21 protein-coding genes are annotated in these 24,348 nt (G+C 71.0%); 11 read left to right on the top strand and 10 right to left on the bottom strand.

Going from position 1 to position 24,348, the window contains the following annotated elements:
- Positions 1–7: 7 nt before the first annotated feature.
- Positions 8–811, bottom strand: coding sequence for an EamA family transporter (locus tag OHS18_RS44695; protein ID WP_328614878.1), 804 nt, complete (start codon positions 809–811; stop codon positions 8–10).
- Positions 812–1,152: 341 nt separating this feature from the next.
- Between OHS18_RS44695 and OHS18_RS44690 the strand changes: the two genes are divergently transcribed.
- On the top strand, positions 1,153–1,329 hold the full coding sequence (locus OHS18_RS44690; RefSeq protein WP_247063514.1) for a DUF7455 domain-containing protein: 177 nt from the start codon (positions 1,153–1,155) through the stop codon (positions 1,327–1,329).
- Between the two features lie 151 nt (positions 1,330–1,480).
- On the opposite strand, the gene OHS18_RS44685 is transcribed toward OHS18_RS44690, so the two are convergent.
- From OHS18_RS44685 to OHS18_RS44665, 5 genes are all read right to left on the bottom strand, one after another.
- Complete coding sequence (locus OHS18_RS44685) at positions 1,481–2,662, bottom strand: ROK family transcriptional regulator (protein ID WP_328614877.1); 1,182 nt, start codon at positions 2,660–2,662, stop codon at positions 1,481–1,483.
- An 11-nt stretch (positions 2,663–2,673) separates the two neighbouring features.
- A complete protein-coding gene (locus tag OHS18_RS44680) occupies positions 2,674–4,137 on the bottom strand; it encodes a sugar ABC transporter permease (protein WP_328458779.1) in 1,464 nt (487 codons plus the stop codon).
- A gap of 20 nt (positions 4,138–4,157) precedes the next feature.
- Complete coding sequence (locus tag OHS18_RS44675) at positions 4,158–4,931, bottom strand: ATP-binding cassette domain-containing protein (protein WP_328458781.1); 774 nt, start codon at positions 4,929–4,931, stop codon at positions 4,158–4,160.
- A gap of 138 nt (positions 4,932–5,069) precedes the next feature.
- Positions 5,070–6,209 (bottom strand): sugar ABC transporter substrate-binding protein, encoded by a 1,140-nt coding sequence (locus OHS18_RS44670; RefSeq protein WP_328458784.1) that lies wholly within the window; start codon positions 6,207–6,209, stop codon positions 5,070–5,072.
- Between the two features lie 969 nt (positions 6,210–7,178).
- On the bottom strand, positions 7,179–8,915 hold the full coding sequence (locus OHS18_RS44665) for a DEAD/DEAH box helicase (RefSeq protein ID WP_328458786.1): 1,737 nt from the start codon (positions 8,913–8,915) through the stop codon (positions 7,179–7,181).
- Positions 8,916–9,151: 236 nt separating this feature from the next.
- On the opposite strand from OHS18_RS44665, the gene OHS18_RS44660 reads away from it, so the two are divergent.
- Both OHS18_RS44660 and OHS18_RS44655 read left to right on the top strand, forming a co-directional pair.
- Positions 9,152–10,312, top strand: coding sequence for a YihY/virulence factor BrkB family protein (locus OHS18_RS44660; protein ID WP_328618686.1), 1,161 nt, complete (start codon positions 9,152–9,154; stop codon positions 10,310–10,312).
- 88 nt (positions 10,313–10,400) lie between these two features.
- A complete protein-coding gene (locus tag OHS18_RS44655; protein ID WP_328614876.1) occupies positions 10,401–13,550 on the top strand; it encodes an efflux RND transporter permease subunit in 3,150 nt (1,049 codons plus the stop codon).
- Between the two features lie 136 nt (positions 13,551–13,686).
- Here the strand turns inward: OHS18_RS44655 and OHS18_RS44650 are convergent, their stop codons facing one another.
- Together OHS18_RS44650 and OHS18_RS44645 are read right to left on the bottom strand one after the other, a co-directional pair.
- A complete protein-coding gene (locus OHS18_RS44650) occupies positions 13,687–14,523 on the bottom strand; it encodes a hypothetical protein (RefSeq protein WP_326947676.1) in 837 nt (278 codons plus the stop codon).
- A 167-nt stretch (positions 14,524–14,690) separates the two neighbouring features.
- Entirely contained in the window at positions 14,691–14,933 is a 243-nt protein-coding gene (locus OHS18_RS44645) for a DUF3039 domain-containing protein (protein WP_247063499.1), read from the bottom strand.
- Positions 14,934–15,000: 67 nt separating this feature from the next.
- Here OHS18_RS44645 and OHS18_RS44640 point away from each other — a divergent pair, with 67 nt between their 5' ends.
- From OHS18_RS44640 to OHS18_RS44620, 5 genes are read left to right on the top strand one after another with little or no spacing between them, the layout of a single operon-like run.
- Positions 15,001–15,789 carry a sporulation protein gene (locus OHS18_RS44640; RefSeq protein ID WP_328614875.1) on the top strand — a complete coding sequence of 263 codons (789 nt, stop codon included), beginning with the start codon at positions 15,001–15,003 and terminating at the stop codon, positions 15,787–15,789.
- Between the two features lie 23 nt (positions 15,790–15,812).
- Entirely contained in the window at positions 15,813–16,274 is a 462-nt protein-coding gene (locus tag OHS18_RS44635; RefSeq protein WP_328614874.1) for a TIGR03618 family F420-dependent PPOX class oxidoreductase, read from the top strand.
- The gene (locus OHS18_RS44630; RefSeq protein WP_328614873.1) at positions 16,271–16,888 is read left to right on the top strand and encodes an HD domain-containing protein; all 618 of its coding nucleotides are present in this window, start codon (positions 16,271–16,273) and stop codon (positions 16,886–16,888) included. The genes OHS18_RS44635 and OHS18_RS44630 overlap by 4 nt, the downstream gene beginning before the upstream one ends.
- Before the next feature lie 9 nt (positions 16,889–16,897).
- Complete coding sequence (locus tag OHS18_RS44625; RefSeq protein ID WP_328614872.1) at positions 16,898–17,803, top strand: pseudouridine-5'-phosphate glycosidase; 906 nt, start codon at positions 16,898–16,900, stop codon at positions 17,801–17,803.
- Positions 17,800–18,672, top strand: a complete 873-nt coding sequence (locus OHS18_RS44620; RefSeq protein WP_328458799.1) for a carbohydrate kinase family protein — start codon at positions 17,800–17,802, stop codon at positions 18,670–18,672. Before OHS18_RS44625 ends, OHS18_RS44620 begins: the two co-directional genes overlap by 4 nt.
- Positions 18,673–18,748: 76 nt before the next feature.
- Here OHS18_RS44620 and OHS18_RS44615 read toward each other — a convergent pair whose 3' ends face one another.
- Positions 18,749–19,084: a DUF3099 domain-containing protein gene (locus OHS18_RS44615; RefSeq protein WP_328458800.1), complete on the bottom strand. Its 336-nt coding sequence runs from the start codon at positions 19,082–19,084 to the stop codon at positions 18,749–18,751.
- Positions 19,085–19,101: 17 nt separating this feature from the next.
- Positions 19,102–20,367 carry an amidohydrolase gene (locus tag OHS18_RS44610; RefSeq protein WP_328618685.1) on the bottom strand — a complete coding sequence of 422 codons (1,266 nt, stop codon included), beginning with the start codon at positions 20,365–20,367 and terminating at the stop codon, positions 19,102–19,104.
- A 28-nt stretch (positions 20,368–20,395) separates the two neighbouring features.
- Between OHS18_RS44610 and OHS18_RS44605 the strand changes: the two genes are divergently transcribed.
- The 3 genes from OHS18_RS44605 to OHS18_RS44595 all read left to right on the top strand — a co-directional run bounded on the left by OHS18_RS44605 (position 20,396) and on the right by OHS18_RS44595 (position 23,632).
- Entirely contained in the window at positions 20,396–21,895 is a 1,500-nt protein-coding gene (locus tag OHS18_RS44605; RefSeq protein ID WP_328614871.1) for a DUF7782 domain-containing protein, read from the top strand.
- Positions 21,892–22,317, top strand: a complete 426-nt coding sequence (dtd, locus tag OHS18_RS44600; RefSeq protein ID WP_328458802.1) for a D-aminoacyl-tRNA deacylase — start codon at positions 21,892–21,894, stop codon at positions 22,315–22,317. Before OHS18_RS44605 ends, dtd begins: the two co-directional genes overlap by 4 nt.
- Positions 22,318–22,603: 286 nt before the next feature.
- Positions 22,604–23,632, top strand: coding sequence for a sigma-70 family RNA polymerase sigma factor (locus OHS18_RS44595; protein WP_328614870.1), 1,029 nt, complete (start codon positions 22,604–22,606; stop codon positions 23,630–23,632).
- Positions 23,633–24,348 lie beyond the last annotated feature (716 nt).

Here is a 24,348-nt window from a genome sequence, read left to right as displayed (position 1 = left end):
CGGCAACCTAGCCCGGCGGCTCGGGGGACGGCCGCGAAGGCGCCTCACGTCGCCGTAGCGCCACGCCGGCGACCACCGCCAGCGTCCCCAGCGCCTCCGGCAGGCTCGGCACCTGGCGCAGCAGCAGGAAGCCCATCACGCCCGCCGTCACCGGGAGCAGGGCCAGGAGGACCGCGAACCGGGCCTGGCCCAGCCTGCGCAACACGACCTGGTCGAGCGCGTACGGCACCACCGTCGACAGCACGCCCACCCCGATGCCGAGCAGGAGCATGCGTGGCGAAGACCACACTTCTCCCGTGCCGAACGCCAGGGGCGAGAGCACGACCGTCGCCACGGCGAAGCCGATCGCCAGGCTGTCGATGCCGTCGCCGTCGCTCGCGACGCGCTTGCCGAGCAGGATGTAGCCCGCCCACGCGGCCGCCGCGCCCAGGGCGAACAGCACGCCCAGGGCGCTCCCGGACAGCTGGACGTCGGCGATCGCCACCACCCCGGCGGCCACCAGCAGCAGGGCCGCGACGTCCCGCCGGGTGCGGGAGCCGGCGGCCGCCACCACGACGGGCCCGGCGAACTCCAGCGCCACGACCGTGCCCAGCGGCAGGCGGGCGATCGCCTCGTAGAAGAGCACGTTCATGCCCGCCGTCACGATCCCGAAGGCGCACGCCAGCAGCAGCCGGCGCCCGCGCCAGGCCACGCGCGGCGGCCGTCGCCAGGCCAGCAGCACCACCGCCGCGCCCAGGCACCGCAGCCAGGCCACCCCGGCCGGCGTCGCGTGGCCGAAAAGATCGACCGCGATGGCCGCTCCGGCGTACATGGAAATTCCGCTGAGAACGAACAACAGCGGGGCGGGTACCGCGGAAACCTTCCGGGCCGACGTCGGTGCACTCACGACTCCATGGTGCCTGACCACGGAAAATGTGACTCTCCGGGTAATCGACTCCTGCATTGCGGGATCCCGCTACGGCATCCGGGGTAAATCGACGTGACTCGGGTCCCACCGGCGCGGGAACACTTGCGGGCCGCGAAACGTCTGGAAGAGTGGAAGCACGAACACCGCGGAGCCGGAGACGATCGCCGTAGCCGACATCAGTCCGAAGTGGGCGTAGCTGGATCGATGGCACCGGGCGACCGGTGCCGGGACGGAGGGAGACCCCCATGACAACGCCGACGCTCACCCGCCCCGAACTGACCGCCCTCGACCGCTGTGACCGGTGCGGGGCCGCAGCTCAGGTACGCGCTGTCCTCAAGGGCGGCGAGCTTCTCTTCTGCGGGCACCACGCCCGCGAGCACGAGGCCAAGCTCAAGGAACTGTCCGCCGACATCCAGCGGTAACGACCTAGACACACGAAGGCGGCCAGTGCGCACAGGCACTGGCCGCCTTCGTATTCTTCGACCGGCACAGTTGCAACTTGCCGATTGCCGCACCGAAATCACGAACAGGCCTCGGAATGCCGTGATTCCGGACACGGAACCGGACAAGAAATCAGACAGAATCCAGAACGACTTCGAACGCGACTTCGGCGGCGCCCAGCAGCTTCACGTCGGCGCCCAGCGCCGAGCTGACGATCCGCGTGCCGCCGACCGCCCGGCTCACCAGGCTGCGCCGGCGCACCTCCGAGCCGACGTGCCGCAGGACCGCCTCCGGCAGCACCGTCAGCAGGTCGCCGAGGATCACCAGCTGCGGCCCGAGCAGGTTGACGACGTTGATCAGCCCGAGGGTCAGCCACTCGGCGAACTCCGCGAGCCGCGTCAGCGCCGCTTCGGGGTCCCGGCCGAGCTCGCGCAGCTCGAACAGGATCGCGCCGCGCGGGGTGTCCTCGGCCAGCCCGAGCGCCCGGCACAGCGCGGCCTCGCCGACCTCGGTCTCCCAGCAGCCGCTGCTGCCGCAGTAGCAGGCCCGCCCGCCCGGCCGGATCACCATGTGCCCGATCTCGCCGACGTAGCCCGCGCCGCCCCGCAGGGCCGCGCCTTCGGCGATCACGCCGCCGCCGACGCCGACGTCCGCCGAGATGTAGACCATGTCGGACGACCCGCGGGCCGCGCCGCGCAGGTGTTCGGCGACCGCGCCGAGCTCGGCGTCGTTGCCGACCAGGATCGGGATCTGCAGGACCCCGCGCAGCCGTTCGCCGAGCGCGACGTCGGTCCAGCGCAGGTTCGGGGCTTCGTGCACGTAGCCGTCCGCGCGCCGGACGACGCCCGGCACCGACACCCCGACCGCCACCGGGGTCACGTCGAGGTCGCCGGCCAGCACGGCCGTCGACTCGATGACGTGGGTGATGACCTCTTCCGGCCGGTTCATCCGGCCCCGCAGGTTCCAGCTGTTGCGGCCCAGGATCTGGCCGCCCAGCCCCACGAGGGCGATCGCGACGTGCTCGACCTGCAGGTCGACCGCGAGCACGACCGCCGCGTGCGGCTGGGGCAGGACCAGGAGCGAGGGGCGGCCCGCCCCTCGTCCCGGCCTCGGCACCTTCTCTTCGACGACACCGGCTTCCGCCAGCCCGTCGACGAGGGTCTTGATCGTGCTCCGGTTGAGCCCCAGCTCCGCGGCCAGGGTCGCCCGGGTGCTCGGCCCGCCGACGTGCAGCAGGCGGAGCAGGGTCGTGCGGTTGTGCCGACGCACCTCGTCCGGTCGTGCGACGGGTGAGCTGGACACGGGCTTGATCATCCCATGCTGGTTCAGCGCGTCGACGCAGCCGCGCGGCGCCGCGACAGCGCGTCGACCGTGGCGGCGAGCAGGAGGACCAGGCCGGTGATGATGTTGACCACCGCGGCCGGCTGCTTGAGCAGGCCCAGGCCGTTGATGACCACCGCGATGACCAGGCCACCGACGACCGCGTCGGCCACCCGGCCCTTGCCGCCGAACAGCGACGTGCCGCCGATGACGGCCGCGCCGACCGAGTACAGCAGCGTGTTGAGGCCACCGGACTGCGGGCTGACCGAACCGACCTTCGACGCGGCGACGATGCCGCCGATGGCCGCGACCGCCGAGCCGATGATGAACACGCTCGCCCGGATCTTCGGCACGTCGATACCGGCGCGGCGGGCGGCTTCCTTGTTGCCGCCGACCGCGTAGACGTACCGGCCGTACTTGGTCCGGTTGAGCACGTAGGTCCCGGCCACCAGCAGCACCAGCATGATCGGGATGACGTACGGGACGCCCTCGATCGTGACGACGGCCTTGTTCGGCGAGCGGTTGATCGTCAGCAGCCAGGTGCCCAGCGCCGACAGCACGACGAGCGCGCCGACCTTGACCAGCACCAGCGCCGTCGGCTGCACGACCAGGCCGCGCTGGAGCCGCTTGAAGTGGCTGATCAGCGTGATCACGGCGAACCCGCCCGCGGCGACGAGGAAGAAGATCCAGCTGCCGAGGATGTTCAGGTTGCCGTTGGAGATCTTGTACAGGATGTCCGAGTTGGTGATGCCGATCGTGCCGCCTTCACCGATGAACTGCAGCAGGACGCCCTGCCACACGATGAACAGCGCCAGCGTCACGACGAAGGACGGCATGCCGATCTTCGAGACGAGGAAGCCGGTGATGCAGCCGATCGCGGTGCCGACGCAGATGGCCAGCAGGATCTCGAGCCAGGCGTTGGCCGGGACGCCGACCGCGACGAGCAGCAGGCCGACCAGTGACAGCGCGGCGCCGGCCCAGATCCGCTGGTAGGCCGACAGCAGCATGGCCACGGCGAGGACCGCGATGAACGTGATGAACACGCCGGAGCCCAAGGTGCCCAGCAGGTTTCCGGCGTGCACGTAGTGCAGGGCCATCACCGACGCGGCGGTGCCCGAAGCCACACCGGCGGCGAGGTCGATCTCGCCGAGCAGCAGCACGAAGACGATGCCCATCGCGATGATGATCACGCCCGCGCCCTGCGGGAACACGTTGGCGATGTTGGCCAGCGTGAAGAAGTTGTCCGACAGCGCGCTGAACAGGATCACCAGCACGAGCAGGCCGAACAGCGACGGCAGCGAGCCGAGTTCACCGGCCCGGATGCGGGCGAAGTAGTCACGAAGCGCTTCGCCTGTTGACATCGATGTCGTGTCGATGCCGAAGTCGGTGATCGCCGCGGTGGGGTTCTGGGTCTGCGCGAGCGCGTCGGCGGGGGTGCCGACTTCGTGCTTGGCAGGGGTTTCAGTCATTTCCGGTTCTTTCTTCCCGCTCACAGGACCACGGCTTCGGGCCGGGCCAGGCCGAGGTCGCCGGAGCGACCCGCGGTGATCAGTTCCACGACCTGGCCGTGGCTGACGTCCTTCGTGTGCACCTCGGCGACGAGGCGGCCGAGGTACAGCACCGAGATGCGGTCGGCGACCTCGAACACGTCGGCCATGTTGTGGCTGATCAGCACGACGCCGAGGCCCTGCTCGGCCAGCCGGCGGACCAGGTCCAGCACCTGCCGGGTCTGCGCGACGCCGAGGGCGGCGGTCGGCTCGTCCAGCACGACGACCTTGCTGTTCCACAGCACCGACTTGGCGATGGCCACGGTCTGGCGCTGACCACCGGACAGCGAGGAAACCGGCGTCCGGACCGACTTCACGGTGCGCACCGACAGGGAGGCCAGCGTCTCGCGAGCGGCCTTCTCCATGCTGGCTTCGTCCAGCTTCCAGCTGCTCCCGCGCTCACGGCCGAGGAACATGTTCTGGACGATGTCGAGGTTGTCGGCCAGCGCGAGGTCCTGGTAGACGATCTCGATGCCGAGGTCCGCCGCGTCGCGCGGGCCGCGGATGTGGGCGTCCTCGCCGTTGAACCGCACGGCCCCCGAGTCGTACGGGTGGATGCCGGCGATGCACTTGACGAGGGTCGACTTGCCGGCGCCGTTGTCGCCGACCAGGGCGGTCACTTCGCCCGCGCGCACGTCGAAGTCCACGTCGTGGAGGACGTGGACGGGGCCGAAGCTCTTGTTCAGGCCCTTGATCTCGAGGATGGGCTCACTCATGGATGGCATGTCTCCGAATTTCTTATGCCCTGTGCCGCCGCTCCGCCGATCGGCAAGCGAGGAGTGGGGACCGGGCCGGGGCGCGCCGTCGGGGTGCGCGTCCCGGCCCGGCTGTTCATGGGTACTACTGCCTACGGCTCAGGAGATGCCGAGCGAGCTGCACTTGGCGGCGAGGTCGCCACCGCAGATCTCGGTCGCCTTGACGTAGCCCTGGGTCACGACGGTCTTGATGTCCTTCTCCAGGATCAGGGTCGGCGTGAGCAGCACGGACTTGATGTCGCGGTTGTTCTTCGGGTCGTGGAGCTTGCCCGTCGCGATCGCGTCCGCACCGGCGGTGTCACCCTTGACCAGGGCGGCGGCCAGCTTGGCGGTGGCCTCGGCCTCTTCCTTGATCGGCTTGAAGATGGTCAGGTACTGGTCGCCGCGCATGATGGCCATGAGGCCGTCCGCGGTGGCGTCCTGGCCCGTGACCGGGACCTTGCCGTTGAGGCCGTTCTTCTTGAGGATCGTGATGACCGCGCCGGCCAGGCCGTCGTTCGCCGCGACGACGCCGTCGACCTTGCCGCCGTTGCCCTGCAGGATCTGCTCGAAGGTCGTGCCGCCGAGCTGGTTGTCCCAGTCGTTGATCGGCTGCTTCTGGACCAGCTTCAGCGTGTTGTTCGCGAACAGGGGCGCGAGGACGGAGTCCTGGCCCTTGGTGAACAGCGTCGCGTTGTTGTCGGTCGGGGCACCCTCGATCTGGATGACCTGCGCGCCCGGGGTCGCCTTCAGCTTGTCCGCGAGGCCCTGGCCCTGCAGCTGGCCGACCTTCTCGTTGTCGAACGAGACGTAGTAGTCGGCGGACCCGCCGAGGCTCGGCCGGTCGTAGTCGATGACCGGGATGCCGGCGCCCTTCGCCTTCGCCTCGACGGCGGCACCGACGGCCGGGTCGGACGGGGCGATGATCAGGGCCTTGACACCGGAGCTGATGAAGCCGTCGGCCAGGGTGGTGAACTTCTGGGCGTCACCCTGGGCGTTCTGGATGTCGGCCTCGAAGCCCTGCGCCGTGAGAGCGGCCTGCAGCATCGGCTTGTCGAAGGCTTCCCAGCGCGCCGAGCTGGCGGTCTCCGGCAGGATGACTCCGACCTTGCCGGAGGCACCGCCGGCGGCGGCCGGGGCGGACGAGGAGGCGGAGCTGCTCCCCGTGCCCCCGCTGTCCGAACTGTTTGCACCGCAAGCGGAGAGCACCAGGCCGGTGCTCACCGTGGCGGCGAGGAGGGTAAGGGTTCTGCTGCGCATCCTCGTTCCTTCCGGATCCAAGCGTTGTGGTGAACGGCCCTCGAGGAACTCCACCGGACTCCGGCGGACTCCCTGACTCGGGCCTTGCGAGGCGGTGATCCGGAGAGTCCCGGCGCACCGTCGCGCATATGTTGTGGGCGACAACATATGCCGCTGAGCGGCCGCGGGGAAGATAGCTGGATCGATTAAATGACACCAATTGGACACGGTTCGGCAACACAGGCTGACCGTCGCCCGGAAAGAGTAGATCCGCTGACGATGTGATCGCCAGTACTCACCGTGTGTTACATCCAGGTTTCTTGACGGCGTGAAGTAGACCGGCCGCCGGATCCTCCGGCCACCGAGCGTGGGCGGCCGCGAAGTGGTGGTGATCCCACCGACCACGCCCACGCCTGGTCGCCGACTTGCGAAACCTTTCGGGCGGACTGCCCGAACCGCCCTTCCGGCCGGGGACGGACGGGCAGGGCGCCGGTGACAGGCTTGTACACAGCGTCACAGGGGTGACCGGGGCGAAACCGGGAACGGACGGTGACGGCGAACTTCAGCCTCTCGGGCGACATCGGCGGGGTTCGAGAGGCGCACCACGGGGTGAACGCGGCGATCGGGGTCCGACGCGGCCGGGACCGGTCGGCTGACCTGCGAAGGGGTCGGGAACGGCCCTGACGGAGCTGCCGGGCCGGCGGCCAGGACAGCGGCTGACGGGTGGGGGCGGGCGCGGCGGCTCTCGACGCGACCGGTCGGGCCGGATGCACCTCGGTCCGCCGGCGCGGCCGCGGCACGTTCACCAGCCCGCACAAGGTCACCCAGGAGCTCGCCGGCAGCGCCGCGGGCCTGGGGGTGCCCCCGGCGGACGGCAAAGCCGGCGACCGGGCCGGTCACGCGGAAGCCACCCCGGCCGGGGTCGCGAGTGTGCGGTCCGGTTGGAACCGCACGCTCACGACCCGCCGCGGCACCAGGTCGCGCCGGAGGTCACCAGGATCGGAGCGTCACGATCCGCTCTTCCAGCTGCTCCATCGTCGCCATCGCGGTCGGCGGGCCGCCGCAGACCCGGCGCAGCTCGTTGTGGATCGCGCCGTGCGGCTTCTTCGTGCGGTGGTGGTACATGCCGACCAGCGCGTTCAGCTCCTTGCGCAACGCCCCGAGGCGCTCGCTCACCGACTGGGACCGGGCGGGCGGCGGGGCCGCCTCCTCGGCCTTGGGCTTGCGGCGCTTCTCGTCCGAGATCTGCTCTTCCTGCCGCTTGCGCAGCAGCGCGCGGACCTGGTCCGGCTCCAGCAGGCCCGGCAGGCCGAGGTACTCCTGCTCCTCGTCGGAGCCCGAGAAGACCGCCGTGCCGAAGGAGTTGCCGTCGTAGATGACCTGGTCCAGCTCGGCCGAGGCGCCCAGCGAGGTAAACGCCTTCTCCTCCTCGCCCGGCTCGTCCTCGGTGCGGTTGGCCTGGGCGAGGAGCTCGTCTTCCCAGCCCTCCTGCTCGCGGTGGGGCTTGCCCAGCACGTGGTCGCGCTGCGCCTCCAGCTCGCTCGCCAGCTCCAGCAGCACCGGCACCGACGGCAGGAAGACGCTCGCCGTCTCCCCCTTCTTCCGCGCTCGCACGTAGCGGCCGATCGCCTGGGCGAAGAACAGCGGGGTCGACGCGCTCGTGGCGTACACCCCGACGGCCAGCCGCGGGACGTCGACGCCTTCGGAGACCATCCGCACGGCCACGATCCAGCGCTCGTTGGTCTCGGAGAACTCCTTGATCCGGCCCGAGGCCTTCGGATCGTCCGACAGCACCAGCGTCGGCATCTCCCCCGAGAGCCGCTCCAGGATCTTCGCGTACGCGCGCGCCGACTCCTGGTCGGTGGCGATGACCAGGCCGCCCGCGTCCGGCACGCTCTGGCGCACCTGCGACAACCGGGTGTCGGCCGCGTGCAGCACCGCCGGGATCCACTCGCCCGCCGGGTCGAGGGCCGTGCGCCACGCGCGGGCGTTCTGCTCCGCCGTCAGCGGCTCGCCGAGCCGCGCCGTGAACTCCTCCCCCGCGCTGGTGCGCCAGGAGGCCTCACCCGAGTAGGCGAGGAAGACGACCGGCCGGACCACGCCGTCGGCCAGCGCGTCGGCGTAGCCGTACGAGTGGTCGGACTTGCTGCGCTGGAAGCCGCCGGCGTCCGGCTCGTAGGTGACGAACGGGATGGCCGAGTCGTCGGACCGGAAGGGCGTCCCGGTCAGGCACAGGCGCCGCACGGCCGGGGTGAAGGCCTCACGGATGGCGTCACCCCAGGACTTCGCGTCACCGCCGTGGTGGATCTCGTCGAGGATGACCAGCGTCTTGCGGTTTTCGGTGCGCACCCGGTGCAGCGTCGGGTGGGCCGCGACCTGCGCGTACGTCAGCGCGACGCCGTTGTAGTCCGACGACGTGACGCCGGTGGTGTTGCGGAAGTTCGAGTCGATCTGGATCCCGGCCGCGGCCGCCGCCGAGGCCCACTGGTGCTTCAGGTGCTCGGTCGGGGTGACGATGCTGACGGCCTCGATCGTGCGGTCCGACAGCAGTTCCGCCGCGATCCGCAGGCCGAACACGGTCTTGCCGGCGCCGGGTGTCGCCACCGCGAGGAAGTCCTTGGGGCCCGTCGTCAGGTACTTGGTCAGTGCCCGCCGCTGCCACGCCCGCAGCGGGCGCGCGGTCGAGTCCTTCTCCGCGGGAGGCGCTCCGAGCTGCGTCCCCGTCATGCCGGTCCCCCCTCGCTCAACTGCCGCTCAAGTGCTTTGACGTGCGAAAACCCTCACTGTGGTACCGACTTCGGCAGTAACGACCGGTCTGGCTGCAGCGGTGAGGGCACTCCGGCGAGTCTACCGGCCGGGTCCGACGGTTCCGGGCACCGGCACGGGTGATGTCACCCGACACGCCCGGGTGCAGGGGTGGTGACGAGCCAAATCTCCACGGATGGACCATGCTGGACACCGACATGGGTGAGGTTCAGCCGCCTGAAACGGCGAAGGTGGCCCGCAAGGGGCCGTGGCGCCTCGTCACGCGCACGCTCGGCAAGGCGTGGGAGGGCAACATCTTCTCGGAGGCCGCGGAGGCGGCCTTCTGGCAGACGCTCTCGCTGCCGCCGCTGCTCCTGGGCCTGCTCGGCAGCCTCGGCTTCGTCGGCGAGTGGTTCGGCCAGGACGTCGTCGCGCAGGTGCACGACCGGATCATCGGCTTCTGCCGGACGGTCTTCAGCGCCAACGCCGTCCAGGACATCATCGAACCGACGGTGAACAGCATCCTCACCGTCGGCAAGGGCGAGATCGTCTCGATCGGCTTCCTCATCTCGCTGTGGGCCGGCTCGTCGGCGATGTCGTCGTTCGTGGACGCGATCACCGTCGCGCACGACCAGTACGGCGTCCGCAACGACGTCTGGCAGCGGATCTTCGCCCTGCTGCTCTACCTGTGCGGCCTGGTGATCCTGGTGGTCGGGCTGCCGCTGCTGGCGATCGGCCCGGACCTGCTGCCGGAGTTCTTCCCCACGCAGTGGGGCCCGACCGTGACGTCGTGGGTGAGCGCGCTGTACTTCCCGGCGCTCGGCGCGATGATCACCCTCGCGCTGACGACGCTGTACAAGCTCGCGCTGCCGCGGAAGCTGCCGTGGCACCGCGGGCTGCCGGGCGCGGTGCTGGCCATGGTCGTGTTCCTGCTCTCCTCGGTCGGCCTGCGCGTCTACCTGAACTGGATCACCAAGACCGGCTACACCTACGGCGCGCTGGCCGCGCCGATCGCGTTCCTGCTGCTGATGTTCTTCATCGGGCTGGCCGTGGTCGGCGGCGCCTACTTCAACAGCGCGCTCCAGGAGCTGTGGCCGGCGAAGGCGACCCGGCGGCAGCGCCGCAAGTGGCGCCGGCTGGAGATGGAACGCGCTTCCGAGCGGCTGCGCACGGAAGAAGGACGCAAGCTGTGGGAGCGTTCGACGATGCCGCTGCGGCGCCCGCGCGCCGAGGACGTGAACGGCACCACGAAGACCGGCGACGAAGACGGACCGTCCGATGAGGACGGATCGTCACCCAGCGCGCCGGAACCGGCACCCAGCGCAGCTCAGGGTGGAGCCTCATCCGAAGGGACCACCCGGAATCCACCCCCAGACTGAGTCGCTCCTCAGTTCGGACATGGGAGGCTCACCGGGTCACTGACGCCGGCGTCGGTCGCCGCGTCATTCCCGAGGGGGTTCCCAAGTCATGTCCGTGCTGGCCAGATTGAGCCTGCGCAACCGAAGCCTGATCGGCCTGCTCGCGCTCGTCGTCGTCGGCTTCGGTGCCTTCGCGCTGCCGCAGATCAAGCAGCAGTTGTTCCCGTCGCTGCAGTTCCCGCAGGCGCAGATCGTCACCGCGTACGCGGGCGCGTCCCCGGACGCGGTCGACAAGCAGGTCACCGAGCCCCTCGAAGGAGGCCTCCAGGGCCTGAAGGGCCTGGAGCAGCTCAACTCGACGTCGTCCGACGGGGTGTCGCGGATCGTCGCGCAGTTCGAGTTCGGGACCGACATCGACGCCTCCGTCTCGCAGATCCAGCAGGCGGTGAACCAGCTCCGGACGCGGCTGCCGCAGAACTCCGAGCCGACCGTGTCCGCGGGCAGCACCGACGACCTGCCGGTCGTCCTGGTCGCCGCCGGCACCGCCGGGGACCCGCAGCAGCTCGCGCCCGCGCTGACCGACCAGGTCGCGCCGGAGCTGCGCAAGATCGACGGCGTCCGCACGGTCACCGTCACCGGCGTGCAGCAGCCGCGGGTCACGATCACCCTCGACTACGCGAAGCTGGCCGCCGCGGGCGTCGACCCGGCGTCGATCGCCACGACGCTGCAGACGGCGGGCGCGGCCGTGCCGGCCGGGACGCTCACCGAAGGCGGCAAGACGCTGTCCGTCCAGGTCGGCGGCGCGCAGACCACTGTGGACACGATCCGCAACCTCTACCTCACGCCGAGCGCGGCTTCCGGAGCGGCCCGCGGACCGGCCCGGGGACCGGTGAAGCTCGGTGACGTCGCCGACGTCCGGACCGGGTTCGCGCCGCCCACGTCGATCACGCGCACCAACGGCAAACCGAGCCTCGGCCTGTCGATCACCATGGTGGACAACGGGAACGCGGTCGCGATCTCCGACGCCGTCCGCGACAAGCTGCCCGACCTGGCGAAGAAGACCGGCGCCGAGATGAGCGTCGTGTTCGACCAGGGCACCCCGGTGAAGGACGCGATCAGCGGCCTGACCACCGAAGGCCTGCTGGGCCTGGCGTTCGCCGTCATCGTGATCCTGCTGTTCCTGCTGTCGGTGCGCTCGACGCTGGTGACCGCGGTGTCGATCCCGCTGTCGGTGGTGGTCGCGCTGCTCGCGCTGTGGACCGGCGACCTGTCGCTCAACCTGCTCACCCTCGGCGCGCTGACCATCGCGATCGGCCGGGTGGTCGACGACTCGATCGTCGTGCTGGAGAACATCAAACGGCATCTGGCGTACGGCGAGGAGAAGCAGCGGGCGGTGCTCGACGGCGTCCGCGAGGTGGCCGGCGCGGTGACGTCGTCCACGCTGACGACCGTCGCGGTGTTCCTGCCGATCGCCTTCGTCGGCGGGTTCGTCGGGGAGCTGTTCTCGCCGTTCGCGATCACCGTGACGGTGGCGCTGCTGGCGTCGCTGCTCGTGTCGCTGACCGTCGTCCCGGTGCTCGCGTACTGGTTCCTCAAGCAACCGACGATCCCGGCGGACGCCATCGAGGCCGAGCGGGCGCGCGAAGCCGCCGTCGAGAAGGAGCGCCGCGGCCTGCTGCAGCGCGCCTACCTGCCGGTGATCCATTTCGCCACCAAGCGGCGGCTCACCGTCGTGCTGCTGGCGCTGCTGATCTTCGCCGGCACGGTCGGCCTCGCGACGCGGCTGAACACCAACTTCCTCGACCAGTCCGGTGGCACCACGCTGAACATGACGCAGAAGCTGCCCGCGGGCACCAGCGTCGAGGCCAAGGAGAAGGCCGCCACGGCGGTCGAGCAGGCCCTGGCGGCCGAGAAGGCCGTGCAGACCTACCAGGTCAGCGTCGGCGGGGGTGGCGGCTTCGGCGGCTTCGGGGGCGGCGGCACGGCGACCAGCATCTCGGTCACCGTCGCGAAGGACACCGACCTCGACGCGCTGTCGAGCCGGCTGCGCGACAAGCTGACGTCCCGGCCCGAGCTGGGCGAGATCAAGATCGGCGCCGACGCCTCCGGGTTCAACTCCGACCAGGTCTCGGTCACCGTGACCGCGCCGTCGGAAGCGGCGCTGAAGCCCGCGTCCGACCAGGTGCAGCAGGCGCTGCAAGGGGTTTCCGGGCTGACCGAGGTGACCAGCGACCTGTCCGTCGGCTCGCCGCGGGTGCAGGTCGAGGTGGACGACGCCGCGGCCGCCGCGCGCGGGCTGTCGGCGAGCACCATCGGCCAGGTCGCCAACCAGGCGATCGCCGGGCGCACGGTGACGCAGCTCCCGGTCGACGGGCAGCGCACGGACGTCGTGCTCCGCGCCGGCACCGCGCCGGTGTCCGTGGACCAGGTCAAGGGCCTGCCGATCCCCGGCCCGGCCGGCGTCGTCCGGCTGGACGAGGTCGCGAAGGTGTCCACTGTGGACGGCCCGGCGTCGGTGCACCGCACCGGCGGCGACCTCAGCACCACCGTCACGGCGAAGAACACCGGTGACAACCTGAGCAAGACGACCGCGGACATCCAGTCCAAGCTGGACGGCATCACGTTCGCCGGCGGCGCGTCGTACTCGCTCGGCGGTGTGAGCCAGGATCAGCAGGAGGCGTTCTCGAACCTCTTCCTGGCGCTGCTCGCGGCCATCGCGATCGTGTTCCTGATCATGGTGGCGACGTTCCGCAGCCTGATCCAGCCGCTGATCCTGCTGGTGTCGATCCCGTTCGCGGCGACCGGCGCGATCGGGCTGCTGCTGGCCACCGGCACCGCGCTCGGCCTGCCGTCGCTGATCGGGATGCTGATGCTCGTCGGCATCGTCGTGACCAACGCGATCGTGCTGATCGACCTGATCAACCAGTACCGCGCCGAGGGGATGAGCGTCGCCGACGCCGTCACCGAAGGCGGCCGGCGCCGGCTGCGGCCGATCCTGATGACCGCGGCGGCGACGATCTTCGCGCTCGTCCCGATGGCGCTGGGCATCACCGGCCAGGGCGGCTTCATCGGCCAGCCCCTGGCGATCGTGGTGATCGGCGGCCTGGTCAGCTCGACGCTGCTGACGCTGGTGCTGGTCCCGACCCTCTACACGATGGTCGAGACCCGCAAGGAACGCCGCCACGCGCGCCGCGAAGCCCGCCGGCACCCGGTCGAGGCCCCGGAGTCGGAGTCCCTGGACCCCGCCCCCACCGCCTGACCGTTTGACGAAGGCCCGGCACTTTCACGTGAAAGTGCCGGGCCTTCGGCGTTCACCCGGCGTGTCGACCCTTCAACCACGCGAGTCGGCTTCTCAATCACGCGTGTCGGCCCTTCCAGCACGGCTCGAGTGGCGGCTACTGCTTGAAGCGGTAGGTCATGCTGTCGAAGAGGATGCAGATGCTCGGCGACATCACGATGACCCGCAGGGTGTTGTCCCGCTCGTCGAAGTCGAGGCCTTCGACCTCGAAGGTCCCGCTGCAGCCGCTGCGCAGCGGCAGCTGGCCGAGCGAGGTGACGTGGCCGGCGACGTCGGAGCCGTTGAGGCCGCCGGCGAGGTCGACCTGCAGCAGCGGCTTCGTCGTGCCGAAGAGGCTGCCGTCCGGGTCGTCGGACGAGCAGAGCAGCCGGGTCGCGGTCTGGAAGTCGCAGCCCTGGACGTCGCGGACCGGGTGGTCGAGGCGGATCGTCCCCGCCAGCGGCAGGTTCTGCGCGGGGGTCGTGAACACCGCGCCGGGCATCGGGTGGACCAGGAGCCGGTCCATGGTGCCGTACTCGCCCTCGACCAGCCAGCGCGCGTCGGGCGAGACGGCGGCGAACGAGTTGTTGTTCGCCTCCCACGACTCGAGGCTGTGCTTGTAGTTCGCCCACGAGCCGTCCGGCGCCTGGACGCGGTAGAGCTTCCCGCCCCGGTCGTCGCGCTGGTAGGGCTCGACGTACCAGCCCTGCGCCGACCCGGGGTCGCCGATGTGGTTCCAGCCCTGGGAGTTCAGGTCGGCCGGGATGGTGCTGAGCCCGGTGTAGCGGATGGTGGTGCCCGACGGCCGCACGATCGTCGCGAGCCCCTGGCTCTCGTCGAGGGCGCGGGCCTGGTCCTTGCCGACCTCGGTCCAGCCGGTGACGGCCTGCGCCAGCGCGGGCGCGAACACGGTGAGCAGGGCGGCTACGGCGACGATGATCCCGGTTCTGCGCATGACGCCTCCGGTGGGAGTGGGAAACCTGGCGCACCGGATCTACCAGCACTCCCGGGCGTCGCGCACCCGTCTAATGAAGGGTTTTCACGTTTATCCCGGAGATCTGTCCCTTTCCGGACAGGATTGAACCCCGGCGGACGACGTCAGCCGGGGTTCCGGGCGCGGGGTCACTCCCCCTTGCGCAGCCCGTCGAAGATCTCCTTGCAGGCCGGGCAGACCGGCGAACCGGGCTTCGGCGACTTCGTCACCGGGAAGACCTCACCGCACAGCGCCACCACGTGATTGCCCATGACCGCGCTCTCGGCGATCTTGGCCTTCTTCACGTAGTGGAACATCTTCGGTGTGTCGTCGTCGGTGGTCTCCGTGCCCTCGGGCGTGGTTTCCGGCTTCGTCAGCGTCTCGGTGCTCACCCGGCCATTGTGCCCCAGTCCCCCCGAAGCTCGTACGAAAGCCCCTCGACCTGGCAGGATCGGCGGCATGTTCCAGAAGGTGCTCGCGACGTTCGGCTCGGGCGGAGCGAAGATCGACGCCCGCCTGCTCGACCGCACGGCCGCCCCCGGCCGCCCGTTGCACGGCGAGGTCCTGCTGCTCGGCGGGGAGGTCGACCAGGAGATCAACGCGCTGGGCGTGACGCTGCTGGCCCGCGTCCAGGTCCCCGGCGAGGACAAGACCGAAGACCTCCCGTTCGGCGCGCAGCAGCTCGTCGGCCGCGAGACCATCCGCGCCGGCCAGCAGGTGCGCGTGCCGTTCGAGATCCCGCTGCCCTGGGAGACGCCGGTCACGAGCGTCTTCGGCAAGCCCCTGGTGGGGACGGCGGTCGGCGTGCGCGCCGAGCTGGACCTCGCGGCGGCCGTGTCCGACCCGTTCGACGCCGACGCCGTCGCGATCGAGCCGCTCCCGGCGCAGAAGCGGGTCCTCGACGCGCTGGGCCGGATCGGTTTCGTCTACCACGAAGCGATCCTGGAGCAGGGCCGGATCAACGGCGCGAACCAGCAGCTCGCCTTCTTCCAAGAGATCCGCTTCGCACCTTCACCGCGCTTCGCGAGCGTCTTTTCCCAGGTCGCGGTCACGTTCCTGACGTCGTCGGAGCGCACCGATGTCGTCTTGGAGGTCACCAAGCGGGTCCGGGTGAGCAAGACCGGCGGCTTCGGCGGCCGCGGCCAGGAGTTCCTCGGCCTGTTCACGATGAAGCCGGACGTGAACTGGGAGAAGCAGCTCGACGACTGGTTCGACCAGGTGGCGCGGCCGCGCGGGATCTTCGACTAGCCGTGGAGACGCACCGTCCGTACATGCCCGGGTACGGGATCGCGCCCGCCGGCCAGGGCCTGCTGCCCTGGTCGTGGGCCGACGAGCGGCTGCGCGCGTCCCACGACTTCTGGCTCGCCACGGTGACCCCGGCGGGGCGCCCGCACCTGATGCCGGTGTGGGCGGTGTGGACCGGCGAGGTGATGTGGTTTTCGTCGTCGCTGCGGTCGGTGAAGGCCCGCAACGTCGCCGCGGGCTCGGCGGTGTCGATCGCGACGGACGACCCGTACGAGCCGGTCGTCGTCGAGGGCACCGCCGAGGTCGTCACCGATCCGGCGGCGCTGCGGGAGTTCCTGGACGCGATGAACGCCAAGTACCGGACGTCGTATGAGGAAGACTTCCTCGAACCGGCCGCCAACGCGTCGATGCGGCTGCGGCCGGAGAAGGTGATCGGGTTGCGGGAGAAGGACTTCACGAACACCCCGACGCGCTGGACGTTCCCGTGAAGTGGGCCGAAGCGATCGCCGCGCTCGGCGGCACACCGGACGCCTGGCCCCGGCTCGAAAGCCGTTACGGAGAGCCCCATCGCCGTTACCACACGCTCACCCACGCGGCCGCCGTCGCGCGTGACTCCGCCTGGCTGGCCGGCGGTCTCGGCGAGACCGACCGGGCCGTCGTCGCCGTCGCCGCGTGGACGCACGACGTCGTCTACGACGCGAACCCCGGCGAAGACGAACGCGCGAGCGCGGCCTGGGCCCGGGAAGCGCTGACCGGGGTCGCCGAAGCGCACGTCGAGCGCGTGGAAGGCCTGATCCTGACCACGATCAAGCACGACGCGCCGGCCGGCGACCACCTCGCCACCGCGCTGCTCGACGCCGACCTCGCCATCCTGGGCGCGCCCGAAGCGCAGTACGCCGGGTACGCCGAAGCCGTGCGCCAGGAGTACGCGAAGTACCCCGACGACGTCTGGCGCGAAGGGCGCATCGCCGTCCTCGAAGGCATGCTGTCGCGGACGCTCTACCGCAGCGAAGCCGCGCGGGCACGCTGGGCGACCGCCGCGGAAAAGAACCTGACCGCCGAGCTGACCCGCTGGCGCCGGGACCGACCCGATCACCGATGATGGTTCCTCGTGACCACCCCACTCAACCTGCACGAAGAGGTCGCTTCGGCGCTGCGTGACGGGCACCCCGTCGTCGCGCTGGAGAGCACCATCCTGTCCCACGGCCTGCCGCCGGGCCGCAACCTCGACGTCGCCCGGCGCCTCGAGCGCGTGGTGCGTGACGGCGGCGCCGTCCCGGCCACCATCGCGGTGCTCGACGGCCGCGTCGTCGTCGGCCTCTCCCCCGCCGAGCTCGAGCGCGTCTGCGCGCCGGACGCCGGCCTGGACAAGCTGTCGCTGCGCGACCTCGGCCCGGCCGTCGGCCTGGGCCGCTCGGGCGCGACGACCGTGGCGAGCACGTCGGCGCTGGCCGCCGCGGCCGGCATCGGGATGTTCGCCACCGGCGGCCTCGGCGGCGTGCACGTCGGCGCCGCGCAGTCCTGGGACGTCTCGGCGGACCTCGGCGTGCTCGCGAAGGTGCCGACCGTCGTCGTCTGCTCCGGCGTGAAGTCGGTGCTCGACATCCCGGCGACGCTGGAGGTGCTGGAGACGAACTCGGTGCCGGTGCTGGGTTATCGCACCGACGACTTCCCGGCGTTCTACCTGCGGTCGTCCGGACACGCCGTGGGCTGGCGGGTGGACGACGCACAGCAGGCCGCCGCCGTGGTCGCCGCGCACCGCGCGTACGCGGATTCCGGTGTCCTGCTGGCGAACCCGATCCCCGAAGCGTCCGAAATGGACAAAGAGCTGCACGACCGGCTGCTCGCCGAAGGCCTGGCGCTGGTCGCCGAGCGGGGCGTGCACGGCGCCGAGGTCACGCCGGTGCTGCTGGAGCACTTCCACACCGCGAGCGGCGGCGTGAGCATCGACGCGAACGAAGCGCTGGTGCTCAGCAACGCCAAGCTGGCGACCGACGTCGCGGTGGCGCTCGCATGACCGGCATCGTGGTGGTCGGCGACGCGGCCCTGGACGTGATCGCGCGGCACGACAAGCCGTTGCCGCACGGCGGTGACGCCCGCGCGAAGATCCGCTTCACCGGCGGCGGTTCGGGCGCCAACACCGCGCTGTGGCTGCGTTCGCTCGGCGCGGACACGACGTTGCTCGCACGGATCGGCGACGACCCGGGCGGCCGGCTGATCAAGGCCGAGCTGGAAGCCGCGGGCGTGCGGTGCGCGTTCGCGGTCGACCCCGAGGCGCCGACGTGCTGCGTCGTGGTGATGGTCGACGCGACGGGGCAGCGGAGCATGCTCGCCGACCGCGGCGCGAACCAGCGCTTCGCGCCCGAGGACGTCACTCGGGAGTCGCTGGCCGGGGCGGGGCACCTGCACCTGTCCGGGTACGTGCTGCTCGACCCGCCGTCGCGGGCCGCGGGCCTCGCCGCGCTGGCGCTGGCCCGTGAGCTGGGCCTGACGACGTCGGTGGACCCGCAGGCGGCGGCGCACATCACCGATCCGGCGGCGTTCCTCGACGACGTCCGCGGCGTCGACCTGCTGATGCCGAACACCGAGGAACTGGTCGCGCTGACCGGTTCGGCGGACCCGGCGTCGGCGAAGGAGCTGCTCGCCGCGGTGGGCGCGGTGGTGGTCACGGCGGGCCTGAACGGCGCGAGCTGGGTCGACGGCGGCGGCGTCACGAGCGTGCCCGCGATCGAGGCCGACTGCGTGGACTCGACGGGCGCGGGCGACGCGTTCGACGCGGGCGTGCTCACCGGCTGGCTGGCCGGCGAGTCCACGGTGGACGTCCTGCGCCACGGAACGCGGCTGGGCGCGCTGGCCGTCGGGAAGGTCGGACCCCAACCGGCCTGAAGCCGCATCTTTCTCTAGGAAAGATGCGGCTTCGGCGGCCCCGAGCGCGGGTTTCGTCGGATGAATGGCGGCTTGGTCAGCCGTCGATGACGCGGTGGGTGGTGTGCTCGATCGCCGTCGGCTCGGCCTGGAAGCGGTTGACCTTCTCGGTCTTGCGCGGCGGGCTGTCGTTGGCGATCAGTACCGCGATCCACGGCAGCGGCACCGAGATCGCGAGGAAGCCGAGCGCCAGCCACCACGTGTGGTAGGTCAGCCCGGCGAGGATCAGGCACGGGATGCGGCACGCCATCATGATCACGTACTTGCGCTTGCGCGCTTTGAACTGTTCTTCGTACGACGGGGCCGCCCCGGTGATCAGCACCGGGTCCGAGTCGTTGGCGGGCATGGTCACTGCACCACCTCCGCTGTCCATCGTCGCACCCCGGCGGCTCATGCGACACCGGGGTGGGCCAAGCGGCTCAACGCCGCGGCGACGAGCGTTTCGATGCCCGTGCGCAGGGTCGGGTGCAGCACCGGGGCGAACCGCGGCGAGTGGTTGGACGGGATGTCGCGCTCGAACCGGCCCTCGGTCATCGCGGTGATCACCGTCGCCGGGTCGAACCCGCCGACCAGCCAGAACACCGACGGCGCGCCGGCGGCGCGGCCGAACTCGCTGAAGTCCTCACTGCCGGTGATCAGCGGGGCCGGCATGGTCACCTCGGGCCCGAAGTGGGCGAGGAAGACCTCGGCGAGCGCGTTGTTGGCCGCTTCGTCGTTCTCCGTGATCGGGTAGGACCCGTACCGGGTGATCTCGGGCGGTTTCGGCGCGCCGGCCGTGGCCGCTTCGCCGTTGACGATCCGCTCCACCGCGGTCAGCACGCGCTCGCGGACCGCCTGGTCGAACGACCGGACGTTGACCTCCAGCACGGCGTCGTCGGCGATCACGTTGCTCGCCGTGCCCACGTGCAGCGAACCGACGGTGACGACGGCCGAGTCGGTCGCGGCGATCTCGCGCGAGACGATCGTCTGCAGCTTGAGCACGACGGACGCGGCCAGCACGGCCGGGTCGACGGTGGTCTCCGGGCGCGAGCCGTGGCCGCCGCGGCCGTGCAGGGTGATCCGCAGCGTGTCGGTCGCGGCCATGATCACGCCGGGGCGGGTGAGCACCCAGCCCGCCGGGCCGGGCACCAGGTGCTGGCCGAACACGACGTCGGGCTTCCCGGCGATGTCGAACAGGCCGTCGCGGACCATCGCCGACGCGCCGCCCGCGCTCTCCTCCCCCGGTTGGAACACCACCAGCAGCGTGCCGGACCAGGCGTCACGGCCGCGCGCGAGCAGCGTCGCGGCCCCGGACAGCCAGGTGGCGTGCATGTCGTGCCCGCAAGCGTGCATGACCGGGACGTCGGTGCCGTGCTCGTCGGTGCCGCGCGCGGTGCTGGCGTACGACAGCCCGGTCTTCTCCTCGACCGGCAGCGCGTCGATGTCGGCGCGCAGCTGCACCGTCGGGCCCTCGCCGTTGCGCAGCACGCCCAATACCCCGGTGCCGGCGATGCCGGTGTGCACCTCGTAGCCGTCGCGCTCCAGCCGCCGGGCCAGCTCGGCCGCCGTCCGGGTCTCGGCGAAGGAGAGCTCGGGGTGGCGGTGGAGGTCGATGTAGAGCGCTTCGAGCTCGGGCAGCGCCGCGCCGAGCGGGGTGAGGACGTCTTCGAGGGTCACAGGAGCCATCGTGGCAGCATTACCCACCGTGAGCACGCGAAGCGTACTGCCCGACCTGTCCGACGACGTCTGCGCGCGGCTGCGCGAGGCCTTCCGGCGCACCTCCTACGACGCCGACGGCGTGGTGGGCGCCCTCGGCGGTGCCGCCCACGCGGCGCTCGGCCGCAGCGAGCCGGAACCGGCGGACCGGGCCAGCCGGGACGCGGGCGACCTCGGCACGCTGATCCGGCTGTTCCTGCTCGGCGGCACCGAACCGGAGACCGCGGTCAAGGCCGCGTTCGCGCCGCTGACACCGGAAGACGCCGCCGCGGCCGGCCTGCTGGACGCCGTCGCCGGCGGCTACCGCGCCGCCCTCGACGTCCGCCCGCACGGCGACGAGGAGGGCTCCTGGTGGGTCGTCTCCGACCTCGACGCCGACGTGCTGGGCGCCACCGTGCCCGAGGACCACGTGCTCGGCGTCGGCCACGCTTCGCTGTCGCTGATCCGCGCCACCACCCGCCGCCCGGTCGGCACCCTGCTCGACCTGGGCACCGGCAACGGCGTCCAGGCACTGCACGCGACCCGGCACGCGCGGCGCGTCACCGCCGCCGACGTCTCGGCGCGGGCGCTCGCACTGGCCGCGGCGACGTTCCGGCTCAACGAGCTGGACGTCGAGCTGGTCCGCGGCGAGTGGTTCGCGCCGGTCGCGCGGCGGAAGTTCGACCAGGTCGTCTGCAATCCGCCGTTCGTGGTCGGCCCGGCGCGCGTCGACTACACCTACCGCGACTCCGGGCTGGCCGGCGACGACGCGAGCGCGCTCGTCATCCGGCAGCTGCCGGGGTTCCTGAACGACGACGGCGTCGGCCAGCTGCTGGCTTCCTGGCTGCACACCGGAAAAGAGGACTGGGCCGACCGGGTGAGCCGCTGGCTGCCCGCGGAGACGGACGCCTGGTTCGTCCAGCGCGACGTCGCCGACCCGGCGCTCTACGTCGGCACGTGGCTGCGGGACGCGGGCATCGAACCGCGCTCCCCCGAAGGCCGGGCGAAGGCGGCGGCGTGGCTCGACTGGTTCACCGCCAACGACGTCCGGGGCATCGGCTTCGGTTTCGTGACGCTGCGCCGCGCGGCCGGGCGCACCCCGACCGTCGTCTGCGAAGACCTGCGGCAGGCCTACGACGACCCGCTGGGCCCGGAAGCGGCGGGCTGGCTGGACCGCGTCGAATGGCTGCGCAATTCCGGTTCGTTGCTCGATGTCCGATTTGTCGTGCCCGACACCGTTTTGCTGGAAAGCGTCGAAGAACCGGGTGACGAAGGCTGGACGACGTCGATCCGGCGGTTGCACCGCACCGACGGGCCGGGCTGGCAGCACGAGGTCGACGACCTGGCCGCGCGGCTGCTCGCGGGCTGCCGCGGCGCCCTGCCCCTGGAAGACCTCATCGAGCTGCTCGCGGCCGCCCAGGGCCTCGAAGCGGACGAACTGGCCGCCGCCGCGCTGCCCGTCGTCCGCGAGCTCGTCCGGCACGGCATGCTCGTCCCGGCGCGGCGGTGAGGGCGGTCGCGGCCCGCGTCACCCGGGCGGACGTGACGGTGGACGACGAGGTGGTCGGCGCGATCACCGAACCCGGTCTGCTTGTGCTGCTGGGAATCCACGCGGACGACGACGCCGCGAAGGCCGCGACGATGGCGCGCAAATTGCACGAGTTGCGCATCCTGCGTGACGAGGAATCATGCGCGACGGTGAATGCGCCGTTGCTCGTGGTGAGCCAGTTCACGCTCTACGGCGACACGAAGAAAGGGCGCCGGCCGTCGTGGACGCGGGCCGCGCGGCCGGAGGTCGCCGAACCGTTGGTGGAGGCCGTGGTGGCCGCGCTGCGCGACCGCGGCGCCACCGTCGCGACCGGGCGTTTCGGGGCGATGATGGCGGTATCGAGCGTCAACGACGGTCCGTTCACCGTTCTCGTAGAGGTCTAGACCACTTCGGAGCGGTTCACTTCCTGACCGAATTCTCAAGGTCTTCTCAGGTTTCGCGACCCCTGCCCACTCTCAGGAAAAGCTCAGCATTGGTGGAGCAACCGGAAGGCTTCGGCAGCCGTCTCCTTTTCAGCGAGCCGGGAACGTTTCGGGAACCCGGAGCGTTGCACCAGATGTCCAGCCAAGCCGGCCGGACCGGCGTACCGGGTTCCACAGGCCTCGGTCCGCGGGTACGCACCCGGCGTGACCCACCGCAGCACGTTCAGCCCGTGACCGGGGAGGCAGAATGTCAGTCCAGACTCTCGAACGCGAGTCGCGCGGGATTCGCGAACGTATCCCGGCTCAGACGTCCGAGGAGCCGGTGAGCGCGGGGGCGTTCGCCGAAGGCGACCTCGACGCCCCGAGCCCCGCCGCCGACCTGGTGCGTGTCTACCTCAACGGCATCGGCAAGACGGCGCTGCTGTCCGCCGCCGACGAGGTGGAGCTCGCCAAGCGCATCGAAGCCGGCGTTTTCGCCCAGCACATGCTGGACACCGGGGAGAATCTCACCTCCAAGCGGCGCACCGAGCTGTCCGCTCTGGTCCGTGACGGGCACGTGGCGAAGAACCACCTGCTCGAGGCGAACCTGCGCCTGGTCGTCTCGCTGGCCAAGCGCTACACCGGCCGGGGGATGCCGCTGCTGGACCTGATCCAGGAGGGGAACCTGGGCCTGATCCGCGCGGTGGAGAAGTTCGACTACTCCAAGGGGTTCAAGTTCTCGACCTACGCCACCTGGTGGATCCGGCAGGCCATCACCCGGGGCATGGCCGACCAGGGCCGCACCATCCGGCTCCCGGTCCACCTGGTGGAACAGGTCAACAAGCTCGCCCGCATCAAGCGCGACCTGCACCAGCAGCTCGGGCGCGACGCGACGCACGACGAGCTGGCCGCGGAGTCGGGCATCCCGGCCCACAAGATCTCCGACCTGCTCGACCACTCGCGTGACCCGGTAAGCCTGGACATGCCGGTGGGCGCGGAGGAGGACGCCCCGCTCGGTGACTTCATCGAAGACTCCGAGGCGACCGACGCCGAGAGCGCCGTGATCTCCGGCCTGCTGCAGGACGACCTGCGCCGCGTGCTCGCGACGCTGGACGACCGCGAGCAGTTCGTCATCCGGCTGCGCTACGGCCTGGACGACGGCCAGCCCCGCACCCTCGACCAGATCGGCAAGCACTTCGGGCTGTCCCGCGAGCGCGTCCGCCAGATCGAGCGCGAGGTCATGTCCAAGCTCCGCCAGGGCGAGCGCGCGGACCGGCTCCGCGCCTACGCCAGCTGATCCGCTCTCCGACGGGGCGAGCGCGCACACTGTGCGTGCCCGCCCCGTTTTGTGTGCGTTACCGCAGTTCAGGACCACGCACGGAAAATAAGCCACCAACCCGGGGTTTCGGCCCAACATGACGTGGGTAGCAACCCTCGGCGACACCCGTTCGGCCGGATTGACTTATGACCTACGTCACGCCACTGTCGGGTGAAGGCCGGTGGGGTCACGGCGTCAAGCCTCGCGACCGGGTGTGCACGCATCCGGGAGCGTTCCCCGGGAGGTCGGGTCCGTCGGGGTGGACCCGGCCTCCCGACCAAACCTCCGGCACCGCGCCCCAGCCGGCCGGCTCACTCAGCCGGCCAGTCGCGTCGCGCGCTCAGCCTGCCAGTCACTTCGCACACTCAGCCAGTCGGCTCGTGTAGCCAGACGGTCATCTCGCTTACCCAGCCCGCCGGCCACGCCCAGCCGGTCGCTTCGCGCACCCCAGCCCGCTGGCTCACGCACCCAGCCTGTCGCTTACCCGGCCAGTCGCCCAGCCCGCCAGCTCATGTACCCGGCCGGTCGGCTCACATACCCGGCCGGTCGCCTCACACCCCCACGCCGACGGCCCTTACCCAGCCGGTCGGCTCGCCCTGCCGGATCCGGCTTTCCACAGGTCCGCCGTGATGTGGACAACCAGGCCCCGGCCGCCGCATTCCCCGGCTTTCGTCGGGCGCCCCCGATAAACTGGA

It is taken from the genome of Amycolatopsis sp. NBC_00355 (assembly GCF_036104975.1).
Taxonomy (GTDB): domain Bacteria; phylum Actinomycetota; class Actinomycetes; order Mycobacteriales; family Pseudonocardiaceae; genus Amycolatopsis.
Note: the sequence above shows the minus strand (reverse complement) of the source record. Positions and strands in the feature narration are given on the sequence as shown.